11 protein-coding genes are annotated in these 11,910 nt (G+C 66.7%); 2 read left to right on the forward strand and 9 right to left on the reverse strand.

Going from position 1 to position 11,910, the window contains the following annotated elements; all coding sequences use genetic code 11:
- Positions 1 to 22 precede the first annotated feature (22 nt).
- Positions 23 to 382 carry a TraR/DksA family transcriptional regulator gene (locus ACTJKK_RS11145; protein WP_440748031.1) on the reverse strand — a complete coding sequence of 120 codons (360 nt, stop codon included), beginning with the start codon at positions 380 to 382 and terminating at the stop codon, positions 23 to 25.
- Positions 383 to 607: 225 nt separating this feature from the next.
- Positions 608 to 3,166, reverse strand: coding sequence for an MMPL family transporter (locus ACTJKK_RS11150; RefSeq protein ID WP_440748032.1), 2,559 nt, complete (start codon positions 3,164 to 3,166; stop codon positions 608 to 610).
- 69 nt (positions 3,167 to 3,235) lie between these two features.
- On the opposite strand from ACTJKK_RS11150, the gene ACTJKK_RS11155 reads away from it, so the two are divergent.
- Complete coding sequence (locus ACTJKK_RS11155) at positions 3,236 to 3,808, forward strand: TetR/AcrR family transcriptional regulator (RefSeq protein ID WP_440748033.1); 573 nt, start codon at positions 3,236 to 3,238, stop codon at positions 3,806 to 3,808.
- A 176-nt stretch (positions 3,809 to 3,984) separates the two neighbouring features.
- On the opposite strand, the gene ACTJKK_RS11160 is transcribed toward ACTJKK_RS11155, so the two are convergent.
- The 5 genes from ACTJKK_RS11160 to ACTJKK_RS11180 form a co-directional block, all read right to left on the reverse strand.
- Positions 3,985 to 5,109, reverse strand: a complete 1,125-nt coding sequence (locus ACTJKK_RS11160) for a reverse transcriptase family protein (protein ID WP_440748034.1) — start codon at positions 5,107 to 5,109, stop codon at positions 3,985 to 3,987.
- Between the two features lie 185 nt (positions 5,110 to 5,294).
- Positions 5,295 to 6,518 carry a phosphoribosyltransferase-like protein gene (locus ACTJKK_RS11165; protein WP_440748035.1) on the reverse strand — a complete coding sequence of 408 codons (1,224 nt, stop codon included), beginning with the start codon at positions 6,516 to 6,518 and terminating at the stop codon, positions 5,295 to 5,297.
- 61 nt (positions 6,519 to 6,579) lie between these two features.
- Positions 6,580 to 6,771, reverse strand: a complete 192-nt coding sequence (locus ACTJKK_RS11170) for a hypothetical protein (RefSeq protein WP_440748036.1) — start codon at positions 6,769 to 6,771, stop codon at positions 6,580 to 6,582.
- On the reverse strand, positions 6,771 to 9,098 hold the full coding sequence (gene purL, locus ACTJKK_RS11175; RefSeq protein WP_440748037.1) for a phosphoribosylformylglycinamidine synthase subunit PurL: 2,328 nt from the start codon (positions 9,096 to 9,098) through the stop codon (positions 6,771 to 6,773). The genes ACTJKK_RS11170 and purL overlap by 1 nt, the downstream gene beginning before the upstream one ends.
- Before the next feature lie 40 nt (positions 9,099 to 9,138).
- Complete coding sequence (locus tag ACTJKK_RS11180; RefSeq protein ID WP_440748038.1) at positions 9,139 to 10,128, reverse strand: helix-turn-helix transcriptional regulator; 990 nt, start codon at positions 10,126 to 10,128, stop codon at positions 9,139 to 9,141.
- 99 nt (positions 10,129 to 10,227) lie between these two features.
- On the opposite strand from ACTJKK_RS11180, the gene ACTJKK_RS11185 reads away from it, so the two are divergent.
- Positions 10,228 to 10,665, forward strand: coding sequence for a VOC family protein (locus tag ACTJKK_RS11185; RefSeq protein ID WP_440748039.1), 438 nt, complete (start codon positions 10,228 to 10,230; stop codon positions 10,663 to 10,665).
- Between the two features lie 217 nt (positions 10,666 to 10,882).
- Here the strand turns inward: ACTJKK_RS11185 and ACTJKK_RS11190 are convergent, their stop codons facing one another.
- Together ACTJKK_RS11190 and ACTJKK_RS11195 are read right to left on the reverse strand one after the other, a co-directional pair.
- Positions 10,883 to 11,176, reverse strand: a complete 294-nt coding sequence (locus tag ACTJKK_RS11190) for a hypothetical protein (RefSeq protein ID WP_247633247.1) — start codon at positions 11,174 to 11,176, stop codon at positions 10,883 to 10,885.
- A gap of 104 nt (positions 11,177 to 11,280) precedes the next feature.
- Positions 11,281 to 11,871, reverse strand: a complete 591-nt coding sequence (locus ACTJKK_RS11195; RefSeq protein WP_440748040.1) for a biotin transporter BioY — start codon at positions 11,869 to 11,871, stop codon at positions 11,281 to 11,283.
- Positions 11,872 to 11,910 lie beyond the last annotated feature (39 nt).

Raw genomic sequence — 11,910 nt, forward strand, 5'->3', positions numbered from 1 at the left:
CTAGCCCCGCGCGCCGGAGTTGTCAGTGCCCGAGCTTCTCGGCGCAGGCGACGCAGTACTCGGCGAACGGACGCACCTCGAGCCGGGCGGCCGGGATCGGTCGGACGCAGTTCAGGCACACGCCGTAGGTGCCGGCATCCATGCGGGCGAGCGCGTCGTCGACCTGCTGGAGTTCGGATGCCGCGGCCTCCGCGAGCCCGGTCAGCCGCGACCACTCCGACGACAGCGTGACCCCCTCGGGGTCGTGCTCGTCGTCGTCGTTCGAGCCTTCGCGGTCGTGCGTGAGTTCGGTGAGGATCGCCGCGGTCGCCCGGACACGGGCATCCGCCTGCGCACGCATGGCCGTGAGCAGAGCGCGCAGCCGACCGTCGTCCTCCTCCATGCGGCCACCCTACTGCGGGGCGCGCCGGGCGCGGCGTGAGGAGTCAAGACACGCCCTGCGACCGTGCCTGCGTGCGGCGTGTCTTGACCCCTCACGAAAGGAGCGCGGAACCACAGGATGGTGAGGGGTCAAGACACGCCGCGTCAGCGGGTCGGCGTGCGGCGTGTCTTGACCCCTCGCGGGGAAGGGAAGGGAAGGGAAGGGCGGGGAGGGGAAGGGAAGGGCTCAGCCCCGCCGCTTGCGCTCGGCGCGCGTCTTCGGCTCGGGCGTCTCGACCGTCGGGATGCTGTCGGTGTGCACGGCGGGGTGGTCGCGCTCGAGCGCGGCACCCTCCATGTCGACGTTGGGCAGCAGGCGGTCGAGCCAACGCGGCAGCCACCAGGCCGACTTCCCGAGCAGGTGCATGAGCGCGGGCATGAGCAGCATCCGCACGACGAACGCGTCGAGCAGCACACCGAATGCGAGGCCGAAGCCGATCGAGCGGATGATCGTCGACTCCGAGAAGATGAACCCGCCGAACACCGACACCATGATGAGGGCGGCGGCGATCACGACCGAGCGGCCGGCGCGGAAGCCCTGCGCCACGGCATCCCGGGCCGACGCCCCGTGCACGTACGCCTCGCGCATGCCGGAGGCGAGGAAGAGTTGATAGTCCATCGCGAGGCCGAACAGGATGCCGACGAGGATCACCGGCAGGAAGCTGAGGATCGGTCCGGTGCTGTGCAGCCCGATGATCTCGGCGCCCCAGCCGAACTGGAACACCGCCACGATCAGACCGTACGTCGCGAAGAGCGACAGCACGAAGCCTCCGGTGGCGATGATCGGCACGAGCAGCGAGCGGAACACGACGATCATGATCAGCAGCGACAGTCCGACGACGACCACGAGGTACAGCGGCAGGACTCCGGCGAGTGCCTCGGAGATGTCGATGTTGACGGCCGCCTGACCGGCGACGCCGAGCGTGATGCCGCCGTCGAGTTCGGGCAGCGAACGGATGCTCTGCACGAGCTGCTCCGTCGACGCGCTGTTGGGGCCTTCGGCCGGCAGCACCTGGAAGGCGAGGAGCGTGTTGTCGTCGGAGGTCGCAACGGGCGCGACGGCGACCACGTCGTCCTGATCGGCGAGCTTCTGCGCGACCTCCACCTGCGTGGCGAGCAGGTCGTCGTCGCTGACCGCCTCGTCGAGGGTGGCCGTCACGAGCAGCGGTCCGTTGGCGCCCTCGCCGAACTGCTCGTTCACGGCGTGGAAGGCGCGGTAACTGGTGGAGTCGCTGGGCTCGCTGCCGCCGTCAGGCAGGCCGAGGCGCATCGACATCGAGGGGATGGCGATGATGAGCAGGCCCACGATGCTGACGAGCACGGTGACGACGGCGCGCAGCGTCGACATGCGCTTTACGGGCTTGCCGGTGGCGTGCGGCTTGCCGACGGTCGCGCGGGCCTTCTTGCCGAGCAGACGGTCGCCGACGAGGCCGAGGATCGCGGGGGCGAGGGTGATCGCGACGAGCACGGCGACCGCGACGCACACCGCACCGACGGTGCCCATGAGGCCGAGGAACGGCACGCCCGTGACGTTGAGGGCGAGCAGCGCGACGATCACGGTCGCGCCCGCGAAGACGACCGCGGTGCCCGAGGTTCCGGTGGCGAGCCCGATCGACTCGCGCACGGGGGATCCGGCGAGCAGCTGCTTGCGGTGGCGGTTGACGATGAAGAGCGAGTAGTCGATGCCGACGGCAAGGCCCAGCATCACGCCCAGCACGGGGGTGACGGATGCCATGTCGACGACGCCCGAGAAGGCCAGCGACGACGTCACGCCGACGCCCACACCCACGATCGCGGTGATGATGGGGAGTGCCGCGCCGATCAGCGAGCCGAGCATGACGATGAGCACGACCGCCGCGAAGGCGAGTCCGATCGCCTCGCCGATGCCGAAGATCTCGGGAACGCCCTGGGCGATGTCGGTGCCGAAGCCGACCGTGGTGCCCTCGACGGCGGTGTCGTCGAAGTGCGAGATCGTTCCCTGCTTGACCTCTTCGGAGAGTTCGAGGCGCGGGTCGACGAACGAGACGTTGACGATGGCGGTCGAGCCGTCGTCCGAGACGACGCCGATGCCGTCCGTGAGATCGAGGAGGGTGGTGCCGAGGTCGAGCTGCTCGGCGTTGGCGTCGAGGTCGTCACGGTTCTGGTCGATCGTCTGCTGCTGGGCGTCGAGGGCCGCGAGCTGAGAGGTGAGCGCGGCCTTCTGCCCCTCGAGCACGGTGATCTGCTGTGCCGGGGCTCCGGCCGCCTGGGCCTGGGCGATGCCGGCGTCGATCTGTGCGATGCCGTCTTCGAGCTGGGTGCGTCCGCTGTCGAGCTGGGCCTGACCGGCATCCAGCTGTGTGCGGCCGTCGGCGATCTGCGCGGCGCCGTCGGTGAGCTCCTGCTCCTGGTCGGCCTGCTGCTGCTGGGCGTCGAAGGGGTCGATGACCCGGGCGACGCCGTCGAGGTCTTCGGCGCTCGCCGCGAGCGCCGAGATCTCCTTCTTCTGCTCGTCGGTGAAGGGCTCGCCGTTCTCGGTCTGGTAGACCACGGTGCCCGTGCCTCCGGCGGTGTCGGGCAGCTTGTCGGCGAGCTCGTCGATGACCTCGCCCGAGGCGGTGCCGGGGATGTCGAAGCTGTTGCTCAGCGTGCCGCCGAGCGTGAGGAACGCGCCGACCCCGAGGCCGAGGATCACGACCCACGAGATGACCACCGTCCACGCCTTGCGCGCAGCGAAAGAACCCAGACGGAAAAGCAGTGAGGCCAAGACGATCTCCTTCAGACTCGTTGAGCATACGGCACGTCTCGTCTAGAGATCTGTGGCTATCCTGAATGGATGGCGAACGAGCATCGAAGCGGACCCGTGCGCAGCACCGCAGCGCGCGAGGCGATCCTCGACGCCACCGCCCGGCTGTTCCACAATCAGGGCTACGACCGGCTCACGATCGAGGGCATCGCGAAAGAGGCCGGGGTCGGCAAGCAGACCATCTACCGGTGGTGGCCGTCGCGCGGAGCCCTGATCGGCGACTGCCTCGTCGAGGGGCGCCTCGTCCCCGTCGACTTCGTCGTGCCGTACACGGGCGACCTCTCCGCCGACGTCGAGGCGTGGTTGCGCAGCGTGCTCGCGATCCTCGATGAACCCCAGGGCGACGTGTTGCTGCGGTCGCTGGTCGCGGCGGCGACCGAGGATGCCGGAGTCGGTCAGCACCTCGGCGAGAGTCTGGGCGTCGAGGAGCATCTCGGCTCGCGGCTGCGCGCCGGCATCCGCGACGGCCAGTTGGCCGAGGATGCCCCCGTCGCGCAGATCGGCCGGGCGATCTTCGGTGCCATCATCGTCGAGTCATTGGCTCGCGAACAGCGAGACTCCGAGGGCGTCGTGCGGTTGACGCGGTTCCTGTTCGGGCGCTGAGGGTTATCGCGAGGTCGTCGAGCGTCGTCCGCGGCGCGCGAACTCCCGCCGCCGTGGCGCATTCCACCTCGCCAAGCGCGTTGCGACTTCTTGTGACCTCGACCGCCATCAATTCTCACTAGGCGTGCGATCTAGTGTGAGCGCAGAGCTGATCCCGAAAGCGGCGCCGAGTCCGATCAGGCCAAAGCCGACGAGAACACTTGGTGGGACTCGAGCGCTTCAGACCACTTCGCAGAACGAGTTCGTGTCCAGGTGGCATCGATGTGAGACAGATATGCAAGCCAGCCCTCGACATGATTTATCATCGCGAGCGCTGAGTCAAACTTTCGATGTCTGGCAAATTCGGCCGGTCCATATTTTGCGACGCTATGGATGTAAAGATCGACACGCCGTTTTTGTTCGGACATAATGCCCAGACCAGTTTCATTGACCACTATACCGAGTACGACCTTGCGCGCGCCCGGCGGAATGATCCTGGTTTTCTTCTGATGAAGGTTGAAACCGCAGCGTTCCACTAGTGCGCGAACTTTAGGGACCAGAGCAGCAGCGTATTTGCGTGAGAATTCGCCGCTCCCCGAGAGTGTAAGGTCATCAGAGTATCGCGTGTACACAAGCCCATGTTGCAAAGCGAGACCAGAGAGACTCTTGTCTAGGCGACGGCTTACAGCGTTCGCAAGAGCGCCGCTGGTCGGCGCGCCCTGCGGCAGAACGCCTTCGACGGTTCTTGCATATGGACGTGAATCGTTCGGATTCAACCAGGTAGCCGGTGAGCGCTGACTTGGCCACGTGCATAAGCGAGCGAGTTCGAACGCGAGCAGTGGAGAATATCCGAGTTCTGCAAATACACGGTATACCTGACGCTCTGTCACGGACGGGAAGAAGTCGTGAAGATCCGTCTTCAGCATCCAAGTGGCTCCAACGTGCCGCTCAGCGCACTCGCGAGTTGTAACTTTCTCGAAGTAGGCGAAGCTGTCTGGGTGTCTTGGTGAGTGAACAAGGATGTTATCTAACACCCACCTCTGCACCTTGCGCAGCTCGTCATTCGGAGAGAGTAAGTTGCGATATCCGCCGCTGTTCTTTCGAATACGAATAGGGCGGTAGGGCGAGCCCGTGCGTCGCACAGTATTTCGAAGGTCAGCCCAGTCCGCGTTCGCGCTTAGAGCAAGATGATTAAGTGTTAGTAGCGCCGGAGAACCGGCTGCGCGAAGAATCTCAAGACGCCGAACGTATGCGGAGGCAGAGTTCGCATCCAGGCCGCGATGTGTAGCAAGGGCTCGGCTGAGGTGAGGTGCATTTGACATCTACTTCGAACTCTCCCCGGAGGGGACGGGGTGGATTCGCGCTTTGAGGCTTCGGAGTGCGGATCCACCCCGTTGCCTCCGAATCGCATGTTTGCCCAACGGCTGCAGAGTGCTGCAACCCGATACCGTATCGGCACCAGAGCTGACCATTGTGGTCAGCTTCATCACTAGGTGTCCCATGCCGCTCACCTCAGCTGAGTCGGTACATAATCTACCAGGCCGCCGGAGGGTTCGCGGTAGGTGCGCGGGCTGGCTCGTCGTCGAGCGAGCGACAGCTCGTGTCGCCCGAGTCGAGTCACGCGATTGTCGATCGTGATCAGCTCCAATGAAAGTAATGACGCCTTGAGCTTGTGTAGATTCTCTTCCGACATCTCGAGCAAACCAAATACGTGCGCCTCAGAGAGGTTGTAATCAAGTAAATGAAGTGCCGCGAGGGCGCGCAAACCGGGGACGGGGCGGCGGCTCTTGTCTATCCGGTCGGCTATATCACTCGCGCCCAAATTGCGCAATGTCTGCGTCAAGGAATCTGATGGGTGATAAGACGGAAGTTCATTGTAAAAACCGACTGGCAGTGCCCGGTTGGCAAATAGACCTGGCCATGAAGTCCCGGCTCCTCTAATCAAGATCTGCGGTAAGTTGTTAGGCACGCGAAAATTTGAAAGATGGAGGCCGAAGCTTCTCTTATACCCGAGCGCATCGTCTCGAGCAGGGTCGGCATACTTTGTGCAGAGGTGCTCGATCGCACGGCGCTGCGCTTGACTCCAGTTCGCACCTTCCGCGGATTTTGCGGTTTGCAGCGATCTGAAATCAACATGCTTGCTATTCTCAAACAGTGAGGCGGCAGTGAGGCTTGCGGCGTATGTCAGGACGCGAATGCGCACGAGTTTATACGAGATCCAACTTGCAATTGTTGGGTTGCTCAAGAATGTCTCGGCGAAGCGCAGCGCCTGCTTGCCGCTGCCGCTGTAGTCAGAGACTAGGTATATGGTCCTAACTTCGCGACGCTTCAGCTCTGCCAGGTCTAATTCTGGCGACAGAAAAGTGTCAGGGTAGGAATTTACCAGGTCTCGACTGAGTGCTCCGATGTCTGCTTCGCTGCCCGGCAGGGGTGGGAAGACAGATCCTGGTTGAAACGTGCGATACGCAACGTGCTTAGCGTGTTCGTCGATTGGGGGGAGGTCCTCAAGCGATCTGATTGCGATCAGCACTGCGGGTTGCGATCCGACGTCTGCCAAGACCCGAAGCAGCTCCTCGCGGAGGGCGTTGAGCGTATTAGTGTGCTCATGGATCTCGAGGCTATCTATCAATAGCGACGCCGTGCCTTGCTCGTCTCTTTCGAAGTGCGAGATCCATGTGCGGCCGGCCGAGGTCTCTGATGGACGCGACGCGGAGGGGTGCACAACCTGCATCCTGTCCTACTGGTGAGATGGGATGCAAATCCAAAGCAGGCGCGAGGCTATACCCGCGGAGTCAGCCGAGGATCAGCGTGAGCACCGTCGCGCCGCCACCGCCGAGGATGAGCGCGACGATGACGACCCACGACACGATGCGGATGCGCCGATTGCGGCGCTCGCCGAGGTCGCCGTAGTCCTCGCTGAGCTCGGGACGGACGCTCTCGCGCCGGGCCGGCTCATTCGGCTCGCGCCGGCTGAGGTCGCTCATCAGGAAACCTGTTCGGTGACGGTCGGACCGAAGTACGACGGCAGCGTGGCGGCCGAGCGCTCGCGAAGCTCGGCGACCGGGATCGTGAAGACGTCCTGCACCTCGAGCTGCGGCTCGCTGTCGGTCACACCGATGCGCATGACCGGGTAGCCGCGTCCCTCGCAGAGTCCGCGGAACTTCACGTCGTCCTCGCGCGGCACGGTCACGATGACGCGACCGGTCGACTCGGAGAACAGGGCGGATGCCGCATCCACACCGTCGCGGTCGATGATCTCGGTGAGCCACACGCGGGCGCCGACGCCGAAGCGCATGACCCCCTCGGCGAGGGCCTGGCCGAGGCCACCCTCGGAGACGTCGTGCGCCGACGAGATCAGCCACTCGTCGCGCGCGGCGGCGAGCAGGCCCGCGAGGCGCTTCTCGCCCGCGAGGTCGACCTTCGGAGGCAAGCCGCCGAGGTGCTGGTGCACGACCTCGGCCCACGCCGAACCCGAGAGCTCGGTCGAGGTGGTGCCGAGCAGGTAGATGTTCTGGCCCTCGTCCTGCCATCCCGAGGGGATACGACGCGAGACGTCGTCGATGATGCCGAGCACGCCCACGAGCGGGGTCGGGTGGATCGGCACGTCGCCGGTCTGGTTGTAGAACGAGACGTTGCCGCCGGTGACCGGGGTGCCCAGTTCGAAGCATCCGTCGGCGAGGCCGTCGACCGTCTGGCCGAACTGCCACATGACCTCGGGGTTCTCGGGAGAACCGAAGTTGAGGCAGTCGGTGATCGCGGTGGGCACGGCGCCGGTGACGGCGACGTTGCGGTACGCCTCGGCCAGCGCGAGCTGCGCACCCGCGTAGGGGTCGAGCTGGCAGTAGCGGCCGTTGGCGTCGGTGGAGATCGAGAATCCGAGTCCCGACTCCTCGTCGACGCGGATCATGCCGGCGTCGTCGGGGAAGCTCAGGGCCGTGTTGCCGAGCACGTAGTAGTCGTACTGGTTGGTGATCCAGCTCGTGTCGGCCAGGTTCGGCGAGCCCACCAGCGCGAGGAACTGCTCGCGCAGGGTGTCGGCGTCGTTCGCGCGGGGCAGCAGCTCGGCGGCATCCGCCTGCAGTGCGTCGATCCACGTCGGGTAGGCGACCGGGCGGTCGTAGACCGGGCCGTCGACCGCGACCGTCGAGGGGTCGACGTCGACGATGCGCTCGCCCTGCCAGTCGATGACCAGGCGTCCGTCGCCGGTGACCTCGCCGAGCACGGAGGTCTCGACCTCCCACTTGTTCACCACGGCGAGGAAGGCGTCGAGCTTCTCGGGCGCGACGATCGCCATCATGCGCTCCTGCGACTCCGACATGAGGATCTCTTCGGCGGTCAGCGAGGGGTCGCGCAGCAGCACGTTGTCGAGCGACACCTTCATGCCGCTGTTGCCGTTGGCGGCGAGCTCACTGGTCGCGCACGAGATGCCCGCGGCGCCGAGGTCCTGGATCGCCTCGACGAGTTCGCCGCGGTAGAGCTCGAGGCAGCACTCGATGAGCACCTTCTCGGCGAAGGGGTCGCCGACCTGCACCGCGGGGCGCTTGGTCGGGCCGCCGTCGGCGAACGTGTCGGAGGCGAGGATGCTCGCGCCGCCGATGCCGTCGCCACCCGTGCGGGCGCCGAACAGCACGACCTTGTTGCCGACGCCGGTCGCGTTGGCGAGCTTGAGGTCCTCGTGGCGGAGCACGCCCACCGCGAGCGCGTTGACGAGCGGATTGGCCTGGTAGACCGAGTCGAAGACCGTCTCGCCGCCGATGTTCGGCAGGCCGAGGCAGTTGCCGTAGAAGCTGATGCCGCTGGTCACGCCGTGCACGACGCGGGCGGTGTCGGGGTGGTCGATCGCACCGAAGCGCAGGGCGTCCATGACCGCCACCGGGCGGGCGCCCATCGAGATGATGTCGCGCACGATGCCGCCGACGCCGGTTGCCGCGCCCTGGAAGGGCTCGATGAAGCTCGGGTGGTTGTGGCTCTCGGCCTTGAAGGTGACGGCCCAGCCCTCGCCGACGTCGATGACGCCCGCGTTCTGGCCCATGCCCACCATGAGGCGTTCCTTCATCTCGTCGGAGACCTTCTGGCCGAAGCGGCGCAGGTAGTTCTTGCTGCTCTTGTACGAGCAGTGCTCCGACCACATGACCGAGTACATCGCCAGCTCGCCCGAGGTGGGGCGGCGTCCGAGGATCTCGCGGATCTTCGCGTACTCGTCGGGCTTGAGTCCGAGCGCCGCGTAGGGCTGCTCCTTCTCGGGCGTCGCGATCGCGTTCGAGACGGAGTCGGGGACGTGCTTGCGGGCAGGTGCAGGGGCGGTGGTCACGCACACTCCAAGAGGAAGGGGCCGGCGGGGCAGTGCCAGTCTACCGGGGCGCGGTCGGGTGGCCGGCCGGGTGTCGTGAGGGGGAGGATGCCGCGGCCAGGCGTGCCGAGAGGGCGGCGGATGCCTCGGCGAACGCCGCGGGTCCCTCGATCGCGAAGGGGGCGTCGAAGCGGGCGACCGAGGCGACCAGACCGGTCCACGACCAGGAGCCGAGTGTGAGGCGGCAGCGTCCGTCGGGGAGCTGCTCGAGATCGCCGTCGTCGAGGTACGGGGTGATCTCGCGGGCGGGCAGGTCGATCAGGACGGTGCCGATGCAGGGCCAGCGGTCGGCGGCATCCGATCCCTTCGACCGCGCCGCGAGGAAGCTGCGGGCGTCGACGCCGCCGGGTAGCGGGCGCGGGGTGAAGGCCGGGCCCGTCGGGATGCGCGGGTGCAGGCGGTCGAGGCGGAAGATGCGCCAGTCGTCGCGGTCGAGATCCCACGCGATCAGGTACCAGCGACCCTGGCGCGACACGACATCATGCGGCTCGACGCGGCGGCGCGGGGCATCCGATTCGGTCGCCCCGTAGTCGAAGCGCAGCACGTGCCGGTCGCGCACCGCGGCCGTCACCGCTTCGAGGGTGGCGGGGTCGACGCGGTCGGCGGCCGTCGATCCCTGGAAGCGGATGCCGTCGATCCGATGCCGCAAGCGCGACGGCATGACCTGACGCACCGTCGCGAGCGCCCGCTCGGCTCCCTCGTCGATGTCGATCCCGCTCGCCGGGATGCTCTGCAGGGCGACCGCGACGGCGACGGCCTGCTCGTCGTCGAAGAGGAGGGGAGGGAGCTCGGAGCCGGCGGCGAGCCGGTACCCGCCGTCGGGTCCCTTGATCGCGCCGATCCGGTAACCGAGATCGCGGAGCCGGTCGACGTCGCGGCGCACCGTGCGCGGGCTCACCTCGAGACGCTCGGCGAGCACGGCGCCGGGCCAATCGCGCTGCGTCTGCAGAAGAGAGAGGAGCGCGAGCATCCGAGACGAGCTTCCGGCCATGTCTCCATTGTGCTCCGAGAAGCGGACCGAAACTGACCTCTTCTGTCGAGAGAGTGGTCGTACGGGCATCCGCTCGGCTCATCTCTCACAGGAGGAATCATGACCGTCACCACCACGACCCACCTCAACTTCGCCGGCACCGCACGCGCGGCGCTCGACTTCTACGCCGAGGTCTTCGGCGGCACCGTCACGGCCGCGACCTACGGGGACTTCGGCATGCCGGCCGACGTGCCCGGTGCCGACAAGGTCGTCTTCGGGCAGATCGCCGGCGGCGCGATCGCACTGATGGCCTATGACATCCCCGGAGCGACGGATACTTCGGCCGGGGTCACCCGTCGGGAGAACGGTGTCACGATCACCGACCGTCCGTTCTTCCAGTCGCTGCGGGCCTCGTCGCTCGACGAGCTCACCGGGTACTGGGAGGCGCTCGCCGTGGGCGCGACCATCGTCGAGCCGCTCGCCGCGTCGGCCTGGTCGGCCGGATTCGGCATGCTCACCGACCGGTTCGGGGTGACCTGGGTGCTCGACGTGGCGTGAGGCCGGGCGGCACTGTACCCAACTCAGGAAGAACTGGCCGAATCGGGCCGGAACGGGGGGTTCTCGGGCCGATTTGGTCGACTTTTCCTGAGTTGGGTACGGGGTGCGGGCGAGTCGTCGTGCGTCACTCCGGACTTTCGACGCCGAAGGGCCCCCAATCGGTGGATTCGGGGCCCTTCGTGCACATTCTTCCGGAGTCATGAACCGCCGTCGTGCGTCACTCGGGCCGTTGCAGGCGCTGCGCCCGCAACGCGAAGTCGAGGTGCTGCTGCGCGATCGAGCGGATGCCGACGAGCAGCAGTCCGATGAACAGCGACGCCGCTCCGAACCAGAAGATGACGGTGCCGAGCTGTGTCTGGAAGATCGCCCAGTCGGCGTCGCGATCCGCGTTGATCGTGCCGAGGAACGCGCCGATCGGCAGGAACAGCGCGGCGACGACGAACAGCGTCGGCGCGAGCGCGGGCAGGGTGATCCGGTTCGGACGCACGTGGGGGGCGGGGGAGTTCGTCATGCCGCCGAGTCTAGGAGTCACCACCGCACCGATCGGTGCGAAATGTCGGTTATCCGGCGGCAGAACCGACATCCTGCACCGATCGATGCATGTGCCGGGCCGACTCAGTCGCGGCGGGTGCGATCGATCAGGCGCCAGGTGGCGGGGAGGAGTCCGGCCATCGCGACGATCTTGATCGCGTCGCCGATGAGGAACGGCACGACCCCGAGGCCGATCGCGGTGGGGATGTCGACCCCGGCGAAGGCCGAGAGCCACGGCACACCGCACGCGTAGATCGCGAGCGAGCCGAGGCCCGCGAGTCCGAGCGTCGAGAGCACGGAACGGTCGGCTCGGCGGCGTGCCAGAGTGCCGACCAGCAGGGCGGCGACCACGTAGCCGACGATGTATCCGAACGACGAGAACGCCCAGCCCGCATTGCCGCCGGCGAACAGCGGCACGCCGATCACGCCGAGCGCCAGGTAGAGGAGCGCGCTCGCGCTGCCGCGCAGGGGTCCGAGCGAGGCGCCCGTCAGCAGCACGGCGAACGTCGCGAGCGACAGCGGCACGGGCGTGAATGGCAGCGGGATCGCGATATACCCGGCAACCGTGATGAACGCGGTGCCGGCGAGCGTGAGCGCGATATCCCGCACCCGTGCGCCGGGAACGAGGTCGGCGAGCACCAGAGCGGAGCGCGGGGAGACGGCGGATGCTGACATGGGAAGTTCCTCCTGAACACTGTTCACCTGAACACTGTT

The organism is Microbacterium sp. 22179, assembly GCF_052045715.1.
In the GTDB taxonomy this organism is placed as follows: domain Bacteria; phylum Actinomycetota; class Actinomycetes; order Actinomycetales; family Microbacteriaceae; genus Microbacterium; species Microbacterium galbinum.